This is a genomic window from Kitasatospora sp. NPDC005856 (assembly GCF_040629945.1).
Classification (GTDB): domain Bacteria; phylum Actinomycetota; class Actinomycetes; order Streptomycetales; family Streptomycetaceae; genus Kitasatospora.
This window is the reverse complement of sequence record NZ_JBEXWT010000126.1, coordinates 1-21,727: the sequence shown is the minus strand read 5'-3', so window position 1 is coordinate 21,727 and position 21,727 is coordinate 1. Positions and strand designations below refer to the sequence as shown.

The 21,727-nt window shown below is 75.2% G+C and carries 22 protein-coding genes and 1 pseudogene; 14 read left to right on the top strand and 9 right to left on the bottom strand.

Annotated elements, in window-relative coordinates; all coding sequences use genetic code 11:
• Positions 1-1,055, bottom strand: a 1,055-nt coding sequence (locus tag ABZ449_RS38710; RefSeq protein WP_360355862.1) for a serine/threonine-protein kinase, incomplete at its 3' end; no start/stop codon positions are given.
• A gap of 624 nt (positions 1,056-1,679) precedes the next feature.
• Between ABZ449_RS38710 and ABZ449_RS38705 the strand changes: the two genes are divergently transcribed.
• The 5 genes from ABZ449_RS38705 (at position 1,680) to ABZ449_RS38685 (ending at position 7,630) form a co-directional block, all read left to right on the top strand.
• On the top strand, positions 1,680-2,582 hold the full coding sequence (locus tag ABZ449_RS38705) for a MerR family transcriptional regulator (protein ID WP_360355860.1): 903 nt from the start codon (positions 1,680-1,682) through the stop codon (positions 2,580-2,582).
• A gap of 127 nt (positions 2,583-2,709) precedes the next feature.
• Positions 2,710-3,672, top strand: a complete 963-nt coding sequence (locus tag ABZ449_RS38700) for a quinone oxidoreductase (protein ID WP_360355858.1) — start codon at positions 2,710-2,712, stop codon at positions 3,670-3,672.
• 29 nt (positions 3,673-3,701) lie between these two features.
• Positions 3,702-4,319 (top strand): TetR/AcrR family transcriptional regulator, encoded by a 618-nt coding sequence (locus tag ABZ449_RS38695; protein ID WP_360355867.1) that lies wholly within the window; start codon positions 3,702-3,704, stop codon positions 4,317-4,319.
• A 438-nt stretch (positions 4,320-4,757) separates the two neighbouring features.
• Positions 4,758-6,173 (top strand): MFS transporter, encoded by a 1,416-nt coding sequence (locus ABZ449_RS38690; protein ID WP_360355856.1) that lies wholly within the window; start codon positions 4,758-4,760, stop codon positions 6,171-6,173.
• Positions 6,174-6,526: 353 nt separating this feature from the next.
• A complete protein-coding gene (locus ABZ449_RS38685) occupies positions 6,527-7,630 on the top strand; it encodes an NADH:flavin oxidoreductase/NADH oxidase (protein WP_360355853.1) in 1,104 nt (367 codons plus the stop codon).
• A 349-nt stretch (positions 7,631-7,979) separates the two neighbouring features.
• Here the strand turns inward: ABZ449_RS38685 and ABZ449_RS38680 are convergent, their stop codons facing one another.
• The gene (locus tag ABZ449_RS38680; RefSeq protein ID WP_360355850.1) at positions 7,980-8,702 is read right to left on the bottom strand and encodes a DJ-1/PfpI family protein; all 723 of its coding nucleotides are present in this window, start codon (positions 8,700-8,702) and stop codon (positions 7,980-7,982) included.
• A gap of 158 nt (positions 8,703-8,860) precedes the next feature.
• Here ABZ449_RS38680 and ABZ449_RS38675 point away from each other — a divergent pair, with 158 nt between their 5' ends.
• Positions 8,861-9,865 (top strand): DJ-1/PfpI family protein, encoded by a 1,005-nt coding sequence (locus ABZ449_RS38675; RefSeq protein ID WP_360355847.1) that lies wholly within the window; start codon positions 8,861-8,863, stop codon positions 9,863-9,865.
• Between the two features lie 259 nt (positions 9,866-10,124).
• Here ABZ449_RS38675 and ABZ449_RS38670 read toward each other — a convergent pair whose 3' ends face one another.
• The gene (locus ABZ449_RS38670; RefSeq protein WP_360355845.1) at positions 10,125-10,643 is read right to left on the bottom strand and encodes a hypothetical protein; all 519 of its coding nucleotides are present in this window, start codon (positions 10,641-10,643) and stop codon (positions 10,125-10,127) included.
• 283 nt (positions 10,644-10,926) lie between these two features.
• On the opposite strand from ABZ449_RS38670, the gene ABZ449_RS38665 reads away from it, so the two are divergent.
• The 4 genes from ABZ449_RS38665 to ABZ449_RS38650 all read left to right on the top strand — a co-directional run bounded on the left by ABZ449_RS38665 (position 10,927) and on the right by ABZ449_RS38650 (position 14,074).
• Complete coding sequence (locus tag ABZ449_RS38665; RefSeq protein ID WP_360355843.1) at positions 10,927-11,352, top strand: carboxymuconolactone decarboxylase family protein; 426 nt, start codon at positions 10,927-10,929, stop codon at positions 11,350-11,352.
• A gap of 125 nt (positions 11,353-11,477) precedes the next feature.
• Positions 11,478-12,062 carry a hypothetical protein gene (locus tag ABZ449_RS38660; RefSeq protein WP_360355840.1) on the top strand — a complete coding sequence of 195 codons (585 nt, stop codon included), beginning with the start codon at positions 11,478-11,480 and terminating at the stop codon, positions 12,060-12,062.
• Positions 12,063-13,056: 994 nt separating this feature from the next.
• Positions 13,057-13,299 carry a hypothetical protein gene (locus ABZ449_RS38655; RefSeq protein ID WP_360355837.1) on the top strand — a complete coding sequence of 81 codons (243 nt, stop codon included), beginning with the start codon at positions 13,057-13,059 and terminating at the stop codon, positions 13,297-13,299.
• A 10-nt stretch (positions 13,300-13,309) separates the two neighbouring features.
• Entirely contained in the window at positions 13,310-14,074 is a 765-nt protein-coding gene (locus ABZ449_RS38650; RefSeq protein WP_360355834.1) for a helix-turn-helix domain-containing protein, read from the top strand.
• 167 nt (positions 14,075-14,241) lie between these two features.
• On the opposite strand, the gene ABZ449_RS38645 is transcribed toward ABZ449_RS38650, so the two are convergent.
• Both ABZ449_RS38645 and ABZ449_RS38640 read right to left on the bottom strand, forming a co-directional pair.
• Entirely contained in the window at positions 14,242-14,454 is a 213-nt protein-coding gene (locus tag ABZ449_RS38645) for a hypothetical protein (RefSeq protein WP_360355831.1), read from the bottom strand.
• 4 nt (positions 14,455-14,458) lie between these two features.
• Positions 14,459-15,469: a zinc-binding alcohol dehydrogenase family protein gene (locus tag ABZ449_RS38640; protein ID WP_360355865.1), complete on the bottom strand. Its 1,011-nt coding sequence runs from the start codon at positions 15,467-15,469 to the stop codon at positions 14,459-14,461.
• Positions 15,470-15,637: 168 nt separating this feature from the next.
• Here ABZ449_RS38640 and ABZ449_RS38635 point away from each other — a divergent pair, with 168 nt between their 5' ends.
• Together ABZ449_RS38635 and ABZ449_RS38630 are read left to right on the top strand one after the other, a co-directional pair.
• Positions 15,638-16,048 (top strand): helix-turn-helix domain-containing protein, encoded by a 411-nt coding sequence (locus ABZ449_RS38635; RefSeq protein ID WP_360355829.1) that lies wholly within the window; start codon positions 15,638-15,640, stop codon positions 16,046-16,048.
• A gap of 45 nt (positions 16,049-16,093) precedes the next feature.
• Positions 16,094-16,555: pseudogene (locus ABZ449_RS38630) on the top strand (maleylpyruvate isomerase N-terminal domain-containing protein); the annotation flags it as partial.
• 19 nt (positions 16,556-16,574) lie between these two features.
• Here the strand turns inward: ABZ449_RS38630 and ABZ449_RS38625 are convergent.
• Together ABZ449_RS38625 and ABZ449_RS38620 are read right to left on the bottom strand one after the other, a co-directional pair.
• The gene (locus ABZ449_RS38625; protein ID WP_360355827.1) at positions 16,575-17,798 is read right to left on the bottom strand and encodes a HAMP domain-containing sensor histidine kinase; all 1,224 of its coding nucleotides are present in this window, start codon (positions 17,796-17,798) and stop codon (positions 16,575-16,577) included.
• Entirely contained in the window at positions 17,795-18,502 is a 708-nt protein-coding gene (locus ABZ449_RS38620; protein ID WP_360355824.1) for a response regulator transcription factor, read from the bottom strand. The genes ABZ449_RS38625 and ABZ449_RS38620 overlap by 4 nt, the downstream gene beginning before the upstream one ends.
• A 145-nt stretch (positions 18,503-18,647) precedes the next feature.
• Here ABZ449_RS38620 and ABZ449_RS38615 point away from each other — a divergent pair, with 145 nt between their 5' ends.
• Positions 18,648-19,307 (top strand): M15 family metallopeptidase, encoded by a 660-nt coding sequence (locus ABZ449_RS38615; protein WP_360355822.1) that lies wholly within the window; start codon positions 18,648-18,650, stop codon positions 19,305-19,307.
• A gap of 173 nt (positions 19,308-19,480) precedes the next feature.
• The gene (locus tag ABZ449_RS38610) at positions 19,481-20,380 is read left to right on the top strand and encodes an endonuclease/exonuclease/phosphatase family protein (protein WP_360355820.1); all 900 of its coding nucleotides are present in this window, start codon (positions 19,481-19,483) and stop codon (positions 20,378-20,380) included.
• A gap of 459 nt (positions 20,381-20,839) precedes the next feature.
• On the opposite strand, the gene ABZ449_RS38605 is transcribed toward ABZ449_RS38610, so the two are convergent.
• Together ABZ449_RS38605 and ABZ449_RS38600 are read right to left on the bottom strand one after the other, a co-directional pair.
• Positions 20,840-21,493 (bottom strand): DUF4232 domain-containing protein, encoded by a 654-nt coding sequence (locus tag ABZ449_RS38605; RefSeq protein WP_360355817.1) that lies wholly within the window; start codon positions 21,491-21,493, stop codon positions 20,840-20,842.
• 51 nt (positions 21,494-21,544) lie between these two features.
• A partial coding sequence (locus ABZ449_RS38600; RefSeq protein WP_360355815.1) for a DUF397 domain-containing protein occupies positions 21,545-21,727 on the bottom strand: 183 nt, incomplete at its 5' end.

The following is a 21,727-nucleotide window of genomic DNA, read 5'->3' as shown; positions in this document are numbered from 1 at the left end:
GCCGCCCCGGCGGCCCCGGCCACGCAGAGCAGCGTCAGCGCCGTCACCCCGGCCAGCGCCCGCAGCCGGTGCCCGGCCCGCAGGGCGCGGCCGGCCCGCGGGGCACGCGTGGCGGCCGGCCGGGCCCGGTCCCGGTCCCGGGTCCAGGACAGGGACGGGGACGGGGACGGGGACGGGCACGGGAGCGAGGCCCGGAACGGGGACGGGCCCGGCGCCGCCTCCACCGCCGCGAGGGCCTGCCGCACCGCGGCGGCCATCGTCGCCGCGTCGGGCCAGCGCTCACCGGGCTCCTTGGCCATCGCCCGCTCGACCAGTGCCCACACCGGCGCGGGCACGTCCCCGGGCAGCGGCGGCACGGGCTCCGTCAGGTGCTTGAGGATCATTTCGAGGGCGGTCTCCCCCTCGTACGGGAGCCGGCCGGCGAGACACTCGTAGAGGACCACGCCGAGCGCGTAGAGGTCCGCCGAGGCCGTGACGGTACCGGTGGAGGCCTGTTCCGGTGCCTGGTAGGCGGCGGTGCCCAGCACCATCCCGGGGACGGTCAGCCGGGCGTCGCAGGCGGGCCGGGCGATGCCGAAGTCCGCGATCACCGTCCGGTCGCCGCGGACCATGAGGTTGGCCGGCTTGATGTCCCGGTGGACCACCCCGGACTCGTGCGCGGCCTCCAGCGCCTCCAGCACCTGCAGGGCCATCCGCAGGGCCTGCGCCACCGGCAGGGCTCCCCGGTTCTCCAGTACGGCGCTCAGCGGCTGCCCGTCGATCAGTTCCATGACCAGGTAGCCGACCTGGCGCCGCCCGTCCGCTGCGCCGTGCCCGGCGCCGTGCCCGTAGTCGTACACGCCGACGATGCCCGGGTGCCGCAGCCGGGCCATGACCCGGGCTTCGGCGTGGAAGCGCTCGGCGAATCCGGGCTCGTCGAGCAGGGCGGGCTTCACCACCTTGACCGCCACCCGGCGGCCGAGGAGCTCGTCCTCGGCGAGCCACACCTCGCCCATCGACCCGCCGCCCAGCCAGTCCACCAGTCGGTAGCGGTCGGCGAGCACGGTGCCGCGCATGCATCTCCCCTGAATCGAGCCCGTGGACCGGAGCGGATCCGTGGGAGCGGCCCGGCCCCGGGCGGGCCCGGGTCCGGGCGCACTCCGAGGATCATGACACCGGCGAGTCAACAGCTGACGTCCCATCATATGAATGGCGCCCGGCTCGGACCATCACCGGACCGGCACCGCGCCGGGGCCTCCACGGGGTGCCGGAGGCGGGAGGACGGGCTGCGGGGAGGCGGGCTGCGGGCCGCGACCGATTCCCACGGTTCGTCACAGTCCGGCGCACCGAAGGCCTTTCGGCCCGTCGACGGTGTCGGCCGCGCCGCCCTCGACCGGGGCCGGGGTGTTGCCGGAGCCGGCCCGGCGGGCCGCGCACCGTGGTGCCAGGCCGGCAGGGTCGGGCCCGTGGCGAGGACCGGGCGGAGTCCGCAGACCGTGGCTCACGGGATCATGGGCAGCCGACCGCACCCGGACGACCTCCGGCCCACGGCCCGGTGAACCGCCTCGCCCGGTGCCGCGCACAGGCGGCGGATCCGACGGAAGGGTTCCGGTGGGCGATTCCAGAGGAAAGCCGGCATTCCGTCACAGATCGTTCCGGGGTTTGCCCCTCCCCCAGGGGCAGGGGGCACAGTGGCGGGCGTGCAGGAGAACGTGATCACCATCGGCGAACTCGCCGCCCGGACCAGGCTCAGCCTCAAGGCCCTTCGGCTCTACGACGAGCGGGGGCTGCTGCCGCCCGCCCTGGTCGACGCGCGCACCGGGGTGCGGCGCTACGGACCGACGCAGGTCGAACGGGCCCGGCGCATCGCGCTGCTGCGCGCCGCCGGGCTGCCGCTGGCGCGGATCGCCGCCGTGCTGGACGCGGACGGCCGCGCGGACGCCGCATGCGGGAACGGCCGCAAAAGCGGCGGCGCGGACGCGGAGGGCACGGACGAGGCCCTGGGCGCGGGCGAGCGGGAGCTGCTGGCGTACTGGCGGGAGCGGGAGGCCGAGCACGCGGCCCGCCGGGAGGCGGTGGGCTACGCCCGGGAGGTTCTGAGCGGAAGGAGCACCACCGTGTTCGAGATCGCCGAGCGCGACGTCCCCGAGCAGCGGGTGCTGTTCGTCCGCCGGCACGTGGACGCCGCCGCGCTGCCCGGCTTCCTCGCCGAGGCGTCCGGGCTGCTGCTCGGCCGGCTGCGGGAGGTCGACGCGTGCCTGTCCGGGCCGCTGTTCGCGGTCTACCACGGCCTGGTCGGCGACGACTGCGACGCCCTGGTCGAGGTCTGCGCCCCCACCCCGAACGACGTCGGGCCGCACGGCCCGTTCGGGGTGCGCATCGAACCCGCGCACCGCGAGGCGTACACCGCCCTGCCCCGGCGGGGCTTCGCCGCGATGGCCGCCGCCCACGACGCGGTGGGCGCCTGGGTCGCCGCCCGCGGGTACCGGCGGGGCGGGCCGAACCGGGAGGTGTACTACCCGAACCGGGAGACGGCCGGGCCGCGGGAGCACGTCACGGACGTCGCCGTACCGCTGGCCGCCGTGCCGCCGGCCGAGGGGTGAGGAGTGAGGGGCGAGTGCCCGTCGCCGTACGGGTTTTTGGACTTGTGGGTCCATTTTCGGCTGCCTAGCGTGTTGGCTCGTTCCCCCTCTCCCTCGTCAACGAGCCCGCACAGGAAGGTGTCTGCCCATGCACGCGATCCGGATCGAGGAGCACGGCGGCTCCGAGGTCATGCGCTGGACCGAGCTGCCGGACCCGGTGCCCGGCCCCGGTGAGGTGCTGGTGCGCCTGGGTGCGGCGGGCGTCAACTACATGGACGTCGGCGCCCGCGCGGAGGGCGGGCCGGGCTGGGTGGCGCCGGCGGTCCTGGGCGCCGAGGGCATGGGGTACGTCGCGGCCCTGGGCGAGGGGGTGGAGGGGTTCGCCGTGGGCGACCGGGTGGCCTGGTTCTACCACCCGGGCAGCTACGCCGAGTTGCTCGCCGTTCCGGCCGCCTCGCTGGTCGCGGTGCCCGACGGGGTGGCGGACGAGGTCGCGGGCGGCCTGCTGATGCAGGGCCTGACCGCGAGCCACCTGAGCACCGAGACCCACCCGATCGCGCCCGGCGACACGGCCGTGGTGCACGCGGCGGCGGGAGGGGTCGGCCGGCTGCTGACCCAGCTGGTCAAGGCGCGCGGCGGCAGGGTGATCGGCCTGGTCTCCCGCGAGGAGAAGGCCCCGGTCGCGCGGGAGGCCGGCGCCGACCACGTGCTGGTCCACTCCGGCGGCGGCTTCGAGGACCGGATCCGGGAGCTGACCGGCGGGCGCGGGGCCGACGTCGTCTACGACGGCGGCGGCGCCGACACCTTCCGCTCCTCCCAGCTGGCCCTGCGCCCGCACGGCGTGCACGCCTACTACGGCCCGTTCATGGGCGTGCCCGAGCTGCGGCCCACCGACCTGCCGAACAGCATCCTGCTGACGTACCCGGTGGTGCACCACCACGTCCCCACCCGCGAGGCGCTGGTACGGCGCACCGGCGAGCTGTTCGACCTCGTCCTGACCGGGCGGCTCACCCCGCAGGTCACCGGCCGCTACCCGCTGGCCGAGGCGGCCCGGGCGCACGCGGACCTGGAGTCCCGGCGCACCACCGGCAAGCTGGTGCTGCTGCCGTGACCGTACCGGAGGGGCAGACGAAGGAGCAGCTGCCGCCGACCCGCAAGGGCGCCGCGACCAGGCGGCGGATCGTCGAGGGCGCGGCCCGGGAGATCCGCGAGGCGGGCGTGTTCGCGCTGCGCCTGGAGGACGTGATGGCCCGCACCGCGACCAGCAAGAGCCAGCTGTTCCACTACTTCCCCGGGGGGAAGGACGACCTGCTGCTGGCCGTGGCCCGCCTGGAGGCGGCCCGGGTGCTCGACGACCAGCAGCCGGAGCTGGGCGCCCTCACCTCCCCGCAGGCCTGGTGGCGGTGGCGGGACAAGGTGCTCGCCCGCTACCGCGCGCAGGGCGTCAGCTGTCCGCTGCACGTGGCCCTGTCCCAGCTGGGCACGGCCACCGGCGCGGGCCGCGCGGTGGCCGCCGAGCTGCTGGCGCAGTGGCAGCGCCGGCTCGCGGCCGGCATCCGTCACCTGCAGCGGGACGGCGAGAACATCGCCGCCGGCCTGGACGCCGACCCGGACGCCGGCCTGGACGCCGACCGGGAGGCCGCGGCGCTGCTCGCCGGGATCCAGGGCGGGGTGCTGATCCTGATGACCACCGGCTCCGCCGACCACCTGGAGGCGGCGCTGGATTCGGGCCTCGCCCGGCTGGGGCTGGCGCCCTGACGGAGAGCCGACGCCGGGGCCCGCGGCGGCGCGTTCCGGGCCCGTGACGACGCACCCCGGGTGACGCGGCGCGGTCGCCCCCGTACGGACGGGCACCGCCCGGGTGTGGGACGGGTCACGGTTCCGGGGCATTCGGGGCCCTCGGGTGAGAAGGGTCACGCCCGGCGCGCGTCGGCGGCGTCCGACGGCGGGGGCCCCCGGCAGGACTGGGCGGGCGCCGCCGCGGCACGGGCGAAGGGCCTGTCCGCTTCGGGACCTTGGTCGTGAATCCGCTCGACCTTCGACCCGGTGGCGGCCCCACGGGACCGGGGCAACCGTGGACGGTCGCCCGTTGTGACCGGGCGATGGCGCCGTCCGACGTGGGCGGCGCCTTCCCCTGCCGTCTACCCGGCGCACGGTGCGCAGTGCGCGCCGTACGCTCCGGAGGACCCCAAGCACATGTCCCAGACCATCGACAACGCCCCGTATACCGCGTTCCACCGCAGGCTGGCCCTGGCCTGTTCGGGCGGGCCCCTGCTCGACGGCTACATCCTGAGCATCGTCGGCGTCGCCCTGATCGGGATGCGCCCGGACCTCGGGCTGTCCACCGCCGAGGTCAGCCTGATCGGCGCCGCCGCGCTGATCGGGATGTTCGTCGGCGGCGCGCTCTTCGGCGTGCTGACCGACAAGATCGGCCGGGAGGTGATGTACACCGCCGACCTGCTCGTGATGGTCGCCTGCTCGGTGCTCTCCTTCTGGGTCGACGCGGTGTGGGCGATCACCGTGCTGCGCTTCGTGCTCGGCATGGCCGTGGCCGCCGACTACCCCATCGCCACCTCGCTGCTCGCCGAGTGGCTGCCCGCCAAGCACCGCGGCCGGCTTCTCGGCAAGCAGATCATCGCCTGGTACGCCGGTTCCGTGCTCGCCTACGTGGTGGGCTACCTGTTCCTGGAGCTGGCCGGGCCGGGCAGCTGGCGGTGGATGCTGGCGAGTTCGACGGTGCTGTGCGTGGTGTTCCTGGTGATCCGGCGCGGCTCGCCGGAGTCCCCGCGCTGGCTGGCCGCCAACGGGCGGGTCGGTGACGCGGTGCGCGTGGTCGAGAAGCACCTGGGCGTGCGCGTGGACGGCCGGGAGCTGATGCCCGATCCGGCCGAGCGCGGCCGCCCCGCCGGGCTGCGCCTGCTGATGACCCAGCCCTACCGGCGCCGCACCCTGTTCTGCGGCCTGTTCTTCCTGTGCCAGGTCGGCCCGCTGTTCGCGATGCTCACCTTCGGCCCGCAGATCCTCTCCTCCTTCGGCATGCCGGGCGGCACCGTGATGGAGACCCTGGGCACCGGCCTGATCAGCCTGGTCTTCCTGCTCGGCTGCTACCCGGCGCTGCGCCTGATCGACACCCGCGGCCGGCGGCCCGTCATCATCTGGTCCTTCGCGCTGATGACCGTCCCGCTGGCGCTGCTGGGCGTGTGGCCCACCGCCCCGGCCGCGGTGGCGCTGCTGGCGCTGTGCGCGTACGCCTTCCTGTGCGGCGGGCCGAACGTGCTCGACTGGACGTACCCCAACGAGCTGTTCCCGACCGAGATCCGGGCCACCGCCGTGGGCGTGGCCACCTCGGTCAGCCGGATCGGCGCGGCCGTCGGCACCTACCTGCTGCCGCTGTCGCTGACCGGGCTCGGCACCGGCCCGACCATGCTGATCGCCGCCGGGACCACCGCCGTCGGCCTGCTGGTCTGCGTCCTGTGGGCCGAGGAGACGCGCGGCACCGCGCTCGGCGCCTCCCCGGCGGCCGCCTCCGCAGGTGTCGCCGCCTCCGGTGCCGGTGCGCGCGGCGCCCGTGGCGCGGTTCCGGCCCAGCGGGTGCCGCAGACGGCGCGCTGACGGCGGGTCGGCTCGTACGGCACGCGTACGGCACGCGTCCCGTTTCGACGGCGCCGCCCGGTTCTCCCGGGCGGCGCCGTCCGGCGTCCTGCGGGCGCGGCCCGGCCCTGCTCCTCGTCAGGCCAGGTCGCCGCGCTTCGAGGCGGCGTGGCGCGGATGTCGGTGAGGTGGCGGGGTCGACCGGGGCCGTGCCGAGCTCCTCGCCCAGTTCGCGGGCCAGCGCCGGGGGACCCTTGCAACTCCGTGCGCGCGCAACTATTGTTTGCGAATGTAAATGCAGCTGCAAAAGTTGCATGCTCGCCCTAGCTTCGCCCCTCCGTTCTGGCGTCAGCCGACCCCACCGGGAGTACGACATGAGCACCTCTCTCTTCGCCCCCCTCACCCTGCGGTCCCTGACCGTCTCCAACCGGATCTGGATGCCGGCGATGTGCCAGTACAGCGCCGCGCCGAACGGCGAGGCGGCCGGCGTGCCGACCGACTGGCACTTCACCCACCTCGCGGCCCGCGCCGCCGGCGGCACCGGGCTGATCATCACCGAGGCCACCGCCGTCAGCCCCGAGGGGCGCATCAGCCCGTACGACCTCGGCATCTGGAACGACGAGCAGGCCGCGGCCTTCCGCCGGATCACCTCCTTCCTGAAGAGCCAGGGCACCGTCCCCGCGATCCAGCTCGCCCACGCCGGCCGCAAGGCCTCCACCGAGCGCACCTGGGTCGACCGCGGCCGCCCCGTCGCCCCGGGCGAGGAGCACGGCTGGACCCCGGTCGGCCCCAGCGCCGAGGCCTTCTCCTCCGCCCACACCACCCCGGACGAGCTGAGCGAGGAGCAGATCGGCGAGATCGTGCGGCAGTTCGCCGACGCCGCCCGGCGCTCGCTCGACGCCGGCTTCCAGGTCGCCGAGGTCCACGGCGCCCACGGCTACCTGGTCCACCAGTTCCTCTCCCCCGCGTCCAACCACCGCACCGACGGCTACGGCGGCTCCTTCGAGGGCCGCATCCGCTTCGCGCTGGAGGTCGTCGACGCCGTCCGCGCGGTGTGGCCCGAGGACCTGCCGGTCTTCTTCCGCGTCTCCGCGACCGACTGGCTCACCGAGGACCCGCAGGACGGGCGCGAGGGCTGGACCTCCGAGGACACCGTCCGCCTCGCCAAGGAGCTGCGGGCCCACGGCGTCGACCTGCTCGACGTCTCCACCGGCGGCATCGTCCCCGACGCCCGGATCGAGGCCGCGCCCGGCTTCCAGGTGCCCTTCGCCGAGAGCGTGCGCCGCGAGACCGACCTGCCGGTGGCCGCCGTCGGCCTGATCACCGAGGCCGCCCAGGCCCAGGCCATCCTCGCCGACGGCCACGCCGACGCCGTCCTGATCGGCCGCGAACTGCTGCGCAACCCCTCCTGGGCCCGCCAGGCCGCCGCCGAGCTCGGCGGCGAGGTCACCACCCCCGTCCAGTACCACCGCGCCTGACGCACCCGCACACAGGCGGGGCGGGGAGCCGAGGCGATCGGCTCCCCGCCCACCGACGCGGGAAGTCGGACCCGCCGACTTCCCGCTCCACCCCACACGGGCACACCCTCCGCCCGAGTGGGCAGCCACCCACCAACTCCCCAGCTCCGCACAGGAGGTCGGCCCCGCCGACTTCCCACTCCACCCACGCGCCGCGCCCGCCCCAGCCCGCGTGAAGCTCCTCACCAGGGCCGTGGAGGTGGTGGCGGAGGAGCCCGCCGAGGCGGCGACGGGTCGGTTGCCCGAGCCGGCAAGGCCTCTCCCCGCGGGTCGGGAACGCAGAGGCACCCCCGGCGACTCGACGCCGGTGTCAGGAGGTCAGGCGCGCCAAGAGGTCGGGGTGGTCGGAGAGGGCCGTGTCGAGCAGTTGGCGGGCGAAAGGCGCGTACTGGCCGGCGCCGGCAGCGGTCCAGTCGATCGCGCCGAAGGGCGGTTCGGGGTCGTACTCGATGAACAGCTGGACCGTGCGTGCGACGTCGTGGCCGGCGAGGCGGCCGACCAGGTGCAGTGCCATGTCGATGCCGGCCGAGACCCCGGCGGCGGTGATGACGTGCCCGTCCTCGACCCAGCGCCGGGTGACGGGCGTCGCCCCGAAGCGGGGGAGCAGGTCGCGGTACATCCAGTGGGTGGTGGCCTGGCGGCCCTCCAGGAGCCCCGCTGCCGCGAGCAGCAGGGAGCCGGTGCACACCGAGCCGACGACCCGGGAGCGGGCTGCGGTCTCGCGCAGGTTGCGCAGCAGGCTTTCGTCGGCCATCGCGGCCAGGGTGGGGACGAGGCCGCCGGGGACGATCAGTGCGTGGGGGTCCGGTATCCCGTCGAAGGTGTGGCTGGGGACCAGGGACAGCGGGGTGTCGCTCGGCATCGGCTCGATTCGCTCGCCGACCACGACCGTGCGGTAGCCGGGAACGAGATCGGCCAGTGCTGCGAAGACCTGCAGCGGGCCGACGATGTCGAGCGGAGTGAGCCCCGGGTAGAGCACGAAGGCGATGGTCTTCACCGGGTCCGTGGACGGATCGGGCGACGTTCCGGTCATGAGGGGACTCCTGGAGTCAGTGGGGGCCGAGGGCCTGGCAGCGGGCTGCCGCCCCGGCAACTCTCACCCCGCTTCCCCCGCGGTCGGGCGCGCGGGGACTCCTGTGTCCGGAATCCTGGGATGCCTGTCCTTCGGACGGGTTCGGTAGGGTCGCGGGCATGACGACAGCTGTCCGCCACCGCGTGGTGGTCGTGGCCTACGACGATGCGGAGCTCGTCGAGATCGCCTCCGTGACCAGCGCCTTCGACGGGGCGAACCGCCTGGGCGCGAGTCCTCCCTACGACGTGTCCCTGGTGACCGCGCAGGGCCGTCCCGTGCGCTGCTCCTCAGGTCTGGTTCTGGCGGCGCAGGGGGTGTTGGAGCGTACCCGCGGCCCGGTCGACACACTGCTGGTCGTCGGCGGGCCGGGCCACGCCGCCGCGGCGAAGGACTCCGGGCTGGTCGAGCACGTGCGCCGCCTGGCCGGCCTCGGCCGTCGGGTCGCATCGGTGTGCACGGGGTCCAGCGTGCTGGCGGCGGCCGGGCTGCTCGACGGACGGCATGCCACGACCCACTGGGCCTTCGCCCGCGACCTCGCGCAGCACCACCCGGCCGTCCACGTCGACGCCGGGCCGCTGTACCTCCGTGACGGACACGTCTGCACGTCGGCCGGCGTCACCGGCGCGCTCGACCTCGCCCTGGCGTTCGTCGAGGAGGACCATGGTCCGGAACTCGCCCGCAGGCTGGCCCGGATGATGGTGACCTACCTGCAACGGCCCGGCAACCAGGCCCAGATCAGCATGTTCGTCGACGCTCCGGCCCCCGAGCACCGGACCGTGCGGCAGGCCGTCGAACACATCACCGCCCACCTCGACGGCGACCTCGCCACCACCACGCTCGCCGCACGGGTGGGAGTCAGCGGGCGCCACCTGTCGCGCCTGTTCCTCGACCAGCTCGGACGGACACCGGCCCAGTACGTTCGCACCGCCCGGGCCGAAGCCGCCGCACACCTCCTCGTCTCCACCGCCCTGCCCCTGGCGTCGGTCGCGAGACGATGCGGATTCAGCTCCGGCGAGACGATGAGGCAGGTGTTCCTGGACCACTACGGAACCACCCCCAGCCACCACCGCACCGCCCACGGCGCTCCCCCGCTCGCACCGGACACACGCGGCGCGCTCCCCTGAGGGAAGACGGAAGCCGCTGTCCCTGCCGCCGCGTCCGACGCCGCGTCCGGGCTCTGTGTCAGCTCTTCCTGGGGCGGCACCTCGCCGCGGGCCCGGCGCGCGGCCGGCGGACCAACGGGCGGGTCACGGCCGACGCGACGCGGCCGACAGCGACGCGGCCGGCCGGCACCGGCCCGGCACCGGAAGTCGGACCCGCCGACTTCCCGCTCCGCCCCGTGAACGGCCGGCGGCGCCTGCCCGCGCGGGCGCCGGCAGCGGCTCAGGTTCCCTGTCGCCCCGGGTCGTCGGCGCCTTCGGCGTCCCCGGCCGTGGCCTCGCTCAAGTCCTCCACCCTCACCGGCCGCCGGCCGTCGAACACGACCGAGAGGCCGTAGGGCTCGCAGATCGGCAGGCGCCCCTCGGCGAACCGCAGGTGCCACTCGTCGAGGTGGAAGTTGAGCTGTGGGGAGTCCAGCGGGAAGTCCTCGGCGGGCAGGCCCAGGTAGGGCCGCGACTGCTCCTCGGTGAGGCCGAAGAAGGCCGGGTCGGCCTGCAACTCCTCGCGCACGAAGCGGATCCCCGTCTCGATGTAGTGGTCGACCCTGCCGAGCACCTCGCAGACCAGGGGAAGATCGGCCCGGTCGAGGTCGTCGGTTCCTTCGAGCAGGATGTTGGCCTCGACGGGGGTGCCGTACAGCGCACTCCTCGGTGTCCGGGCCACGCTCCAGACCCTCAGCCCATCGGGCCCACGGTCGAGGAGCAGCCGTCCGATGCCGCTGCGGAAGACGTTCGATGACACGGCTGCTCCATCTCGCGAAGCCCGGGGCCGCGGCCGCCGGGAACGGACGGGCGATGCTACCCCGGCACACGGCGCCGTCCCGTCGGGCGGTTGGTGCGCAGGAAATCTTTCGGCCCGGCCAGGGCGGGGTGATGCCACTTCAGGGGGGTCCAGCCGCAAATCTTCCTGTGGAGGCGGGTTGGCGTGGTGGGCTTGAGCTGGAGCGCACTCCAAGTCCTACGGTTGCGACGTGGTCGCCGCCGCCGGTGGTCGGCGACCGGGAGACGGGAGAGGAGCAGAACGGATGAACGTGTCCGCGAGTGAGGCCGAGGTCCGCCGGGAGCGTTTCGCGCACGGGCTGGAGGTGCTGGAGCGGATCGACGGCGAGGCCGGGCGGCGGGTGGTGGAGTCGCTGGGCGACGTGAGCCCCGAGCTCGGTCACCAGATCGTCGCGTGGGGGTTCGGGGAGATCTACAGCCGCCCCCAACTCGCGCCGCGTGAGCGGCAGTTGGTGACCCTGGGCATGCTCACCGCGCTCGGCGGGTGCGAGCCGCAGCTGGAGATCCACGTCAACGCCTCGCTGAACGTCGGGCTCACCCCGCAGGAGATCGTCGAGGCGCTGCTGCACTCCGCCGCCTACTGCGGCTTCCCGAAGGCCCTGAACGCCACCTTCGTCGCCAAGAAGGTGTTCACCGAGCGCGGGCTCCTGCCGGTCGCGGAGGACCGGTAGTCCCGATACCGCGGCGCCGACTCCCCGTTCCGGCGCCGGGGCCGCTCGCACGGGCAGTCAGGTCCCTGTGCTGTACTACCTGCTCTTCCGTGTCCGTCCCGCATCGCCTCCGGAGGCACCCCCTGATGAGCCCCAGCTGTCCGACGTGCGCGGCGGCGGACGAGACCGTCACCGTGCGGGAGGCCCTGCTGGACACCGACCGGCCCCTCGACCCGCCGACGCGGGAGCTGCTGTCGATGCCGTCCGAGCCCAGAAGCGCGAGCGGGGCCGCGATCACCCTCTTCGTCCTGGCCGGTCTCTTCGGCCTGCTGGGGCTGCGCGCGCTCCTCTCCGACGACGGCGACGGCGGCGGCGGCGGCTCCGACGCCGCGTACCAGGCCGGCCACCACTACGGTGCGCTCCTCGTCGCCGCGATCCTGCTGGGCGTCGGACTCGCCGTCCACGCCCGCCACCGGAGCCGTCGCAGCGCGAGCGCCGAGCAGTGGCCGCGGACCTACGACCAGTGGCAGCGGCTCCACCGGGTGTGGCGGGCGACCTGGCTGTGCCGGCGCTGCCGCGCCGTGTTCCTGCCCGCGGCGTCGCTGCGCCCCGGCTCCGCCGCCTCGCCCGCGGCCGCCTCGCCCGCGGTGCCCGTGGCGCAGTTCCCGCAGTGGGCGGCGACCGTGGCGCGACAGGACGACCACCCCGGCGCACCGACCGCGTCGGCCTGACCGCCGCCGTCACGCCCCGGGCGCCTCACCGCCCGGCGCGTGGCCGGGCCGGCCCGATGCCGGCCCTGGTCGGCATCCGGCCGAGGAGGTGGGGGTTCCGTGTCCGCGTCGGCACCTCCACGCTCCGCTCCCGTCCGGTGGGCGCCGGTGAACCCCTCGGTCGCCGTGAGGAACCCGGCGCTCGTGCCGGGCGACCGGCACGAGGACGAACCGTGCCCGGTCCACCGATGTCGGTGCCCTCCGGGGGACCGGCTCGTGAGGCCCGCCGGGCTCGGTCTCCGCGCGGGGGGGTGCGGTCCGCCGGGAAGAGGACGGCGAGGTGCCGGTGGGCATTCGGCCGGCCGACGGGTCGGCCGGGCAGGGGGCCAGGCGCCGTGCGCGGGCCCGTGTCCCCGGGCGGGGATCGTCCGGGCATCGGCCCGCAGCCCGTGACGGCGGACCGGCCCGACCGGCAGCCGGGCCGAGCGGCCCGGCGGTGCATGTCCTTCGGTACGGCAAGTGCCGCAGCTGGCCCGCCCTGCTGGAACAGGGCACGCCGGATTCCCCTGAGTGGTGTCGAGTGGCAACGGCCGGGGAGACCGCGTACATGGGGCATCGGGCCCGTGGCAGTACCGGGCCGGGCCCTGGCGCCTCCGGCCCTGGGCCCGGGGCGGGGCCTGTGCGGGGCGCTCACCCCGCCGATATCCACAGAGGATGGCGTTTTTCGGTCTCCCGTGACAAGCCCGAAAGGGTGCGAGAGGTCGGACGGGGCAGGTGTCCGGGCTCCGGGGTGCGGGCTGCCCGACGGTCGTGAGCTGCGGATTCCTCCTGACGTCGTTTCACCTTCGAGTGGGACAAAGCGAGAAACGGGGGCGTAAAAGTGGTGGACCGCCCCCGCGGCACACGGCGACCCTGTGCGTGGGTGTCCGGCCCGCCCGGCTCTGGAAGGCCGTGCGGGCGCGCGAGGACCCCGGTCGAGTGGCAACAACCGCAACCCAGCGAAAGCGGAGACCGCATGGAACAGCAGTACCCCCCGGCCGCGCACGCGGCGTGCGTCGAGGTCCGCACGGCCCCCGGCACCCCGGTGCCCGTCCCGGCCACCGTGCTCGTGGTCGTCGTCCTCCTCCTCACCACCGTCCTGACCGCGTTCGGCACCCCCGCCCGTACCGCCGTCGCCGTCCTGGCCACCGGCGGACTGCTCGGCATAGAGCTGGTCCGCCGCCTGGCCGAGGCGCTGACCGTCCGCCGGGCCCGCTAGGAGACGGCCGGTGGGGCGCCTGACCAGCGCCCTGGCTGAGCGGGACAAGGAGGTCCGGACGCTCGCGCGGTGGCTGCGCGCCCTGCGCGAGCGTTCCGGCCTCACCTACAGCCAGATGGCGCACAAGACCGCCGGGTTCGCCCGGCCCGTCTCCCTGGCCACCCTCTCCCGCGCGGACGAGGGCCGTACGGTGCCGACCTGGCCGGTCACCGAGGCCTACACCCGGGCCTGCGGCGGCTCGGTGCGCACCGCCGAGCGGCTGTGGCTGCGCGCCGACGCCGGCCGGCCCGGCCGGCGCGGGAGCGGGGCCAAGGCCATGCCGGTCGCACCGGGTGCGGCCGGTGCGGGCCGGGCACTGCCGTACGTCACGGAGCGCTGCGAACTGCTCGTCGCGATGCGGCGGCTGCGGCTGCGCGCGGGGAGCCCGTCCCTGCGCGAGCTGGAGACGCGTGCGGTGCGCGGCACGGTGAGCCACCTGCCGCGCAGCACCCTGCACGGGGTGCTGGCCGGGGAGCGGGACTGCACCGAGCGGGTCCTCGTCGAGTTCGTCCGGGCCTGCGGGGTGGGCCCGGCGGAGGAGGCCGAGTGGGTGGCGGCGCTGCGCCGCACCGCCGGCACGCCGCCCCCGCCACCGGACGTCCACCGCCGGCTCGCCGAGGCCCACGCGGAGATCCGGCGCCTGCGCCGTGCCCTCGACGGCCACCCGGCGCGGGAAGCCGGCCCGTCCGGCGTCCCGCGCCGCACCGACCGGCCGACGGGACGGCCCGTCCCCTGACCAGGAGCCCCGCACACGAACGCGGGAAGCCGGCGGCCCCGGCTTCCCGCACCGGGGCGGGCACTCGACGCCGCACCGGGCCGGAGCGGGAAGCCGGCCCGTCCGACGTCCCGTGCCCGGGCGGGCGGAGGCGGCGGTCACCCGATCCGCCGGGACGGCCGGGGGCGTCAGTCCCGCGGCCGCCGCAGCAGCCAGCGGTAGATCAGGACCGCCGTGACGGCGCCGACGGCCAGGACCACGACGTCGACCGCTTCGATCACGGCCGGTTCCCGGCCGTGGTGCTGGTACACCCCGGACAGCAGGGCCCTGGCGGCCAGGGCCGCCACCGCCCCGCCGCCGGTGGCGAGGAGGGCCTCGACCTGGCCGGTGTGCCGGGGCACCGGCTCAGAACCCGGTCAGGGTCGTCTTGCCGATCGCCGCACCGGACTCCTGGAGGCGGTGGGCGGCCCGGAGGTTGGCGGCGTTGACGGGGCCGAGGTCGCGGGTGGCGGTGGTGGTCAGGACGCCCGCGTCCACCAGGCGCGCGACCCGGTCGAGGATCCGGTGCTGCACCGCCCGGTCGGCGGTGGCGTGCAGGGAGCGGGTGAACATGAACTCCCAGTGGAAGGAGATGCTCTTGCCCTTGAGGACGCCGATGTCCAGGGAGTCGAAGTCGTCGATGGCGACGATGCCGCCGAAGGGGTTCAGCGCCTCGGCGTAGGCGGCGAGGTTGCGGTCGGTGGCAACGGTGCTGAAGACGCGGTCGAGGCCGCCGGGGGCGGCCTTCGCCAGCTGCGGGCCGAGCGGGAGCGAGTGGTCGATCACGTGGTCGGCGCCCATCCGGCGGGCGAAGTCGGCCGACTCCGGGCGGGACGCGGTGCCGATCACGGTCAGGCCGGTGAGGGCGCGGGCGAGCTGGGTGACGAGCGAGCCGACGCCGCCCGCGGCGGCGGTCACCAGCAGGGTGCCGCCCTGCTCCGGGCCGCCGGTGCCCAGGCCGAGGCGCTCGAAGAGGCCCTCCCAGGCGGTCAGCGCGGTCAGCGGCAGCGCGGCGGCCTGGGCGAAGGAGAGGGTGGCCGGCTTGTGGCCGACCAGGCGCTCGTCCACCGCGTGGTAGCGGGAGTTGGTGCCGGGCCGGTCCAGGGCGCCGGCGTAGTACACCTCGTCGCCGACCTCGAACAGCTCCACCTGCGCGCCGACCGCGACCACGGTGCCGGCCGCGTCCCAGCCCAGCACCCGCGGCTCGCCGCCCGGGTCGGCGTTCTGCCGGACCTTGTGGTCCACCGGGTTGACGGCCACCGCCTCCACCCGCACCAGCAGGTCGTGCGGGCCCGGCTGGGGTACGGGCAGCTCGACGTCGAGCAGGCTCTGCGGGTCGTCGACCGGCAGGCTCCGGCGGTAGGCAACGGCGGGCATCGTCGCGGGGATCGTGGTCGTCGCGGGCATCGGGGGTCTCCTCGTCGTCAGGGCGGCGCACCGCCGTCGTGGCACGTCGGCGACGGTATGCGAGGGGTAGTGGTTACCCGCAAGGACCATTGGTACCCATCGGGTACCGAAGCAGTACCCGATGGGTACCATCGGCGGGTGACGACGACCCAGCCGACGAAGGCCCGCTTGCCGAAGGCCCGCCCGACGACGGCCCACGCCCCCGACTGCAGCGACCCCAAGTCCGTCTACGCCGCGGCCTGCCCCTGCCGCGACATGCTCGACCTGCTGGCCAACAAGTGGAGCGCCCTCGCGCTGGGCGCCCTGGAGGACGGCCCGCGGCGCTTCGGCGTGCTGCGCACCCGCCTGCAGGGCGTCAGCCCCAAGGTCCTCACCCAGACCCTGCGCCGGCTGGAGGAGCACGGCCTGGTCCACCGCGAGATCCACGCCGAGGTCCCCCCGCGGGTCGAGTACAGCCTCACCGCGCTGGGCGTGGACGCCTGCGTCCCGCTGGCGCACCTGCGCGCCTGGGTGGAGCACAACATCGACCGCTTCCCCGGCCCCGCCTGAGCCCGGCGGGCCCGAAGTGCCCCGGGGCGGTGGTAACTTGCCGCCGTGGGGCACTTCGGACGGTCGTGGACGGCGTTGCGGACGGCGGTGGACGGGCTCGCGCAGGAGGACTTCGCCGAGCCCTCCGGGTGCGCCGGCTGGCTGGTGCGGGACCTGGTGTGCCACCTGGTGATCGACGCCCAGGACGTGCTGATCACACTGGCGACCCCGTCCCCGGCGGAGCCCACCCGCGACGCGGCCTCGTACTGGGAGGTCCACCGGGAGCCGCCGGACGGACGGGACCCGCTGGACGCGCTGACCGTACGGCTGGCCGCCGCGTACGGGGACCCCGCGCTGCTGCGCTTCCACCTGGACGACGTCGGCTCCGCGGCCGGCCGGGCCGCCGGACTCGCCGACCCGCGCCTGCGGGTGGCCACCCGGGGGCAGGTGCTGACCGCCGCCGACTACCTGGACGCGTACGTGCTGGAGTGGACGCTGCACCACCTGGACCTGGTCGCGCACCTGCCGCACCTGCGAACCTTCCTGGTCAGCGCGTCTCCTCCGCCGCCGGGCCGGGCAGGGTGAGGGTCGCCCGCAGGCCGCCGGCCGGGGCGGGGGCGAGGTGGAGTTCGCCGTGGTGGGCGTCGGTGACGGCGGCGACGATGGCCAGGCCCAGGCCGTGGCCGCGGCGGGTCGGGTCGGTCTCGGCGGTGCGGCCGCGGCCGCGCAGGAACGGTTCGGTGAAGGTGGCCACGGCCTCCTCGGTCAGCTGCGGGCCGGTGTTGGAGACGGTCAGGCGCACCCGGCCGGGCTGCTCGGGGTCGGCCCCGGTGGTGACGGTGACCCGCCCGCCGGCGCCGGCCGGCAGGTTGTGCCGCAGCGCGTTGTGCAGCAGGTTGACGGCCGCCTGGCGCAGCAGGACGGGGTTGCCGGTGGTCGGGGCGGCGTGCAGGTCGGCGGTGAGGGTGACGCCGAGGTCCTCGGCCTCGTCGCGGACGGCGGCCAGCGCCTCTTGCGTGGCGGTGGCGAGGTCGGTGGGGGCGAGGTCGGGCGGGGCGTGGCCGAGGTCGGCGAGCTGGAGCAGGGCCTCGCTGATCTCGATGCCGCGCTGGTTGGTGTCCTGGAGGCGGGTGACGAGGCGGTTCCAGTCCTGGCCGGCCGGGTCGGCGGCGGCGACCTGGAGCATGGTGCGGGTGATCGCCAGCGGGGTGCGCAGTTCGTGGGAGGCGTTGGCGGCGAAGCGCTGCTGGGCTTCGAAGGAGCGTTGGAGGCGGGCCAGCATCTCGTCGAAGGCGTCGGAGAGGTCGGTGAACTCGTCGCGCGGCCCGGTGAGGGCGATGCGGTGTTCCAGGGCCCCGCTCGCGGCGCGGTGCGCGGCGCGGGTGATGTCCTGCAGCGGGCGCAGCACCCGTCCGGCGATCAGCCAGCCGCCGATCAGGCCGACGGCGGTCAGCAGGGCCAGGGCGTAGCCGCTGGCGGTGAGCAGGGAGTGGAGGATCTCCTGGCGGGAGGGGGCGTCGGAGCGGTAGCGCGGGTTGGAGGAGGTGAGGGGGTAGTTGGGGACGTAGCGCATGCCGACGTAGACGACGGCGAGGCACAGGACGCCGGCGGTGACGGCGAAGAGGGTGTAGCTGAGGGTCAGGCGCATCCGGGCGGTCAGGCGGCGCGGGCGGCTGCCCGGGCGGCGCTTTCCCGTGCGGCGCCCGCGGGGCGGGTGCCCGCCGGGCGGGTGCTCGGCGGGCGGGTGCTCGGCGCGAGGGGGCTTGTTCACCGTGGGGTGCCTTTCTCGCCCGGGCCGGTGGAGGGGTCGGCGGAGGGGTCGATGAGGCGGTAGCCCACGCCGGGCACGGTCTGGATCACCCACGGGTCGCCGAGGCGTTTGCGCAGGCCGGAGATGGTGATGCGGACGGCGTTGGTGAAGGGGTCGGCGTTCTCGTCCCAGGCGCGTTCCAGCAGGTCCTCGGCGCTGATGACGCCGCCGCGTGCGGTCATCAGGACCTCCAGGACGGCGAACTGCTTGCGGGACAGGCCCACGTAGCGGCCGTCCCGGTAGACCTCGCGGCGGAAGGGGTCCAGGCGCAGTCCGGCGTACTCCAGGACGGGCGGGGCGGCCTGGGCGGGGCGGCGGGCCAGCGAGCGCAGCCGTACGACGAGTTCGGCGAGGTCGAAGGGCTTGGTGAGGTAGTCGTCGGCGCCGAGTTCGAAGCCGGCGACCTTCTCGTTCAGGCGGGCGGCGGCGGTGAGCATCAGCACCCGGCAGCCGAGGCCGCGCTCGACGATGCTGCGGCAGACGTCGTCACCGTGGGTGCCGGGGATGTCGCGGTCGAGGACGACGACGTCGTAGCCGTGGACGGCCAGGCGCTCCAGCGCCGCGTCGCCGTCGGTGACGATGTCGCAGGCGATCGCCTCCAGCCGTAGACCGGCCTGGACCGCCTCCGCGAGGTAGATCTCGTCCTCCACCACCAGGACCCGCACGTGCCGTTCTCCTTCTTTCCGCTGTTCGCACCCCATTGGACCCGATGGGGCGTATCGAAAACGTATCGGTCCGCGCAGACGTCCTCGCAACACGGCGCCTCCTCCAATGGGTCCGGCAAGGCACGGGCAACACCGGGAGGCAGGAATGAACACACCCCAGACGGGACCGGAGACGGACACGACGGCGACGGACACGGACACGGCCACGGCCGCGACGGCGCGGCGCGGACGGCGGCGGCTGGCCGCGGGCGCCTCGGCGGCGACGGTGCTGGCCCTGGCCGGGGCGTGCGCCGCGGACCCGCCGGGCACCCAGGCCGTGCTGCGCACCCTGGCGGCCACCGTCACCGCCCTGCCCGTGGCGGCCGGCGGCGAGGCGGACGGGGAGATACCCGACGGCCGGACGCTGAGCCCCTCCGACACCGCGGCCCCGGCCGTGCGCAACCTGGACGGGCCGCTGCGCGAGGCCCTGCAACGGGCGGCCGGTGACGCCCGGGCCCAGGGCATCGAGATGACCGTCACCTCCGGCTGGCGCAGCAAGGCCTACCAGCAGCGGCTGCTGGAGCGGGCGGTGAACAAGTACGGGAGCGTGGAGCAGGCCCGCAGGTTCGTCAACACGCCGGAGAAGTCCGCGCACGTCACCGGCAAGGCGGTGGACGTCGGCCCGACCAACGCCGACTACTGGCTGATCCAGCACGGCGCCAAGTACGGGCTGTGCCAGGTGTACAACAACGAGATCTGGCACTTCGAACTGCTCACCCGGCCGGGCGGGACCTGCCCGGCTCCGCTGCCGGACGCCGCAGGGTGAGGGGGCACGACGTGACGTCTTCCGCGCCTTCCGAAACACCCGCACTGCCCGACACACCCGCGCTGCCCGGCCCGCCGGAGCCACGGCGACGAGCCGCACCGCAGTGGCTGCGCACCCTGGGGCTACGGGCCGCATCCGCCCGGCGGGCCGTGCCCCGGTGGCGGCGCGGGCGCGTGGGCGCCGCGCTCGGGCTGCTCACCGCGCTGGCCCTCGGCGGCCACCGGCTGGTGCCGGAGCTGGGTCTGGGGCTGGGCAGCCTGTGGGAGAGCGCCCTGCCGTGGAGCGGCCTGGTGGCGGTGGCGGTGCTGCTGTGCGCGGCGCTGCGCCGGGCGCCGGCGGCGGCCTGCGCGGGCGGGGTGCTGGCCGTGGTGTGGGCGGTGGTGTTCGGGCCGCTGCTGCTGCACGGCGGGGCCCCGGCGGGCGGGGCCGGCGGGATGGGCCTGACGGTGGTCACCCACAACGTGAACGCCGCCAACCCGGACCCGGCCGGCACCGCCCGGGCGCTGCTCGCCGCCGGGCCGGACCTGGTCGCGCTGGAGGAGGTCACCGACGCGGCCCTGCCCGCGTACCAGGGTGTGCTGGACCGGGCGCTGCCCCACCACGCCCGCACCGGCACCGTCGCCCTGTGGAGCCGCTACCCGGTGACGGAGTCCCGGCGGCTGGTCATCGACCCGGGCTGGAACCGCTCCCTGCGGGCCGAAGTCCAGGCCCCCGGCGGGCCGTTGGCGGTGTACGTCGCCCACCTCGCGTCGGTGCGGGCGACCGTGAGCGGCTTCGCCACCGCCCACCGCGACCGCGACATCACCGCCCTCGCCCGGGCCCTGGACGACGAACCGCTGCGCCGGGTCGTGCTGCTGGGCGACCTCAACACCGCCGCCGAGGACCGCGCCCTCGTCCCGCTGACCAGCCGTCTCGCCCCGGCCCGCGGCGGCTTCGGGTTCAGCTGGCCCGCCGCGCTCCCCCTGGTCCGCATCGACCACGTCCTCACCCGCGGTCTCGCCGCCACCGACACCTGGACCCTGCCCGCCACGCCCAGCGACCACCGTCCGGTGGCGGCGCGGCTCACGGCGTGACGGCGAGGTCCCCGGCGCGCCCGGCCCGGCCCCGTCGAGCCAGGCCAGGGCCGGTCCGGTGACCAGGCGCAGCCAGGCCGCCGCGAGCGCGGCGTGACCGGTCGGCGTCGGGTGCCACTTCTGGTCGCCGTCCTACTTCGCCGCATCCTGTGGCGGCGCATCGATCAGCATCAACCGGCCGGTCCGGGTGCCGGTGGTCCCACTCGCCCGCGACGCGCAGCGGGTAGCCGGTGCCGAGGCCGTCCTCGCTCTCCCGGCGTCGGCAGTCGGTGATCGAGTCGCCGGTGAACATCGCGGTGCTTCCCGGGCGGAGGGTGATCGGCATGGGCGCTCCTTGGCAGAGGTGGGGCGGGGCCTCTCGAAGGTGCCGGAGCCTGCCGTCATCGTGCCGTCAGCGCACCGAAGGCCTTCGGCATCGCGCTGTCATCCGGCTTTCGCCCTGGGTTATCTGATGCTTCGTCAGTTGGCGGGGACGGCGTCCTTGGGCAGGGTGTGCCAGTTGGTGACGACCGGCTTGTCGACGGGGGTGGTGCCGACGGGGACGCTCGCCGGGTTCGGGTCGGGGTTGCCGATGCCGATGATGGCGTCGGTGTACTCGACGGCCTGGTTGCCCTTGGTGGTCTTGGCCATGATGCCCGCGTAGGCGGTCTTGGCTCCGCTCAGGGTGATCGGCTCCGCGGTGCCGTGCTCGAAGGGCGCGGCCTCGATGCCGCCGGAGCCGAACGCGATGACGGGGTGGGTGCCGGGGAGCGTGCAGGTGATGCCCGGCTTGGCCTTGGCGCTGATCAGGATGTAGCCGCCGGCCTGGCTTTCGGCCTTCGCGGAGAAGACCAGGTCGTTGGCGCCGCAGGCCTGGCCGTAGCCGCTCTTGTCGGCGGAGGTGGCGGAGGCCGACGGGGCGGCGGCGGGGGCCTTGGGGGTGGCGGCCTTGGTCGGGGAGGCCCCGGCCGGGGCGGCCGTGGTGGGCGCGGCGGCGGTGGGCGCGGCGGTGGCCGCGGGGCCGGTGGCGGCGGGAGCGGGGCTCGCGTCGCTGTTGTCCGGTCCGCAGGCCGTGGCGGTGGCGGCGATCGCCGCGACGGCGGCGGCGGTGAGGACGAGGCGGCGCGTACGCATGCGGTTCTCCTGCTGTTGTTCGGTGGGTGCGGTCTCCGTTGTGCTGCGTGTTCACCGTAGAGGGGGGTCGTTCACGGGTCGGTGCGGGAAATATCCCGATCCTGTTCCAGACGCCCCGCGGGCAGGGGTGCGCGGGAAGACGGCCGGGCCGTCGGGGTCCTTGGAGTCGCGGACGGGGACGACGCCGGCGAATCCGTCAGCGACCTCGATACAGTTGCCCTGGTTGCCGCTGAA

What these genes read in the sequence shown, in the direction of transcription:
- ABZ449_RS38640 (WP_360355865.1), bottom strand. Translation starts at nt 15,469, where the DNA reads ATGCCCGCCGTTGCCTACCGCCGGAGCCTGCCGGTCGACGACCCGCAG.
- ABZ449_RS38685 (WP_360355853.1), top strand. Translation starts at nt 6,527, where the DNA reads ATGAGCACCTCTCTCTTCGCCCCCCTCACCCTGCGGTCCCTGACCGTC.
- ABZ449_RS38690 (WP_360355856.1), top strand. Translation starts at nt 4,758, where the DNA reads ATGTCCCAGACCATCGACAACGCCCCGTATACCGCGTTCCACCGCAGG.
- ABZ449_RS38700 (WP_360355858.1), top strand. Translation starts at nt 2,710, where the DNA reads ATGCACGCGATCCGGATCGAGGAGCACGGCGGCTCCGAGGTCATGCGC.
- ABZ449_RS38615 (WP_360355822.1), top strand. Translation starts at nt 18,648, where the DNA reads ATGAACACACCCCAGACGGGACCGGAGACGGACACGACGGCGACGGAC.
- ABZ449_RS38655 (WP_360355837.1), top strand. Translation starts at nt 13,057, where the DNA reads ATGGAACAGCAGTACCCCCCGGCCGCGCACGCGGCGTGCGTCGAGGTC.
- ABZ449_RS38675 (WP_360355847.1), top strand. Translation starts at nt 8,861, where the DNA reads ATGACGACAGCTGTCCGCCACCGCGTGGTGGTCGTGGCCTACGACGAT.
- ABZ449_RS38605 (WP_360355817.1), bottom strand. Translation starts at nt 21,493, where the DNA reads ATGCGTACGCGCCGCCTCGTCCTCACCGCCGCCGCCGTCGCGGCGATC.
- ABZ449_RS38680 (WP_360355850.1), bottom strand. Translation starts at nt 8,702, where the DNA reads ATGACCGGAACGTCGCCCGATCCGTCCACGGACCCGGTGAAGACCATC.
- ABZ449_RS38660 (WP_360355840.1), top strand. Translation starts at nt 11,478, where the DNA reads ATGAGCCCCAGCTGTCCGACGTGCGCGGCGGCGGACGAGACCGTCACC.
- ABZ449_RS38665 (WP_360355843.1), top strand. Translation starts at nt 10,927, where the DNA reads ATGAACGTGTCCGCGAGTGAGGCCGAGGTCCGCCGGGAGCGTTTCGCG.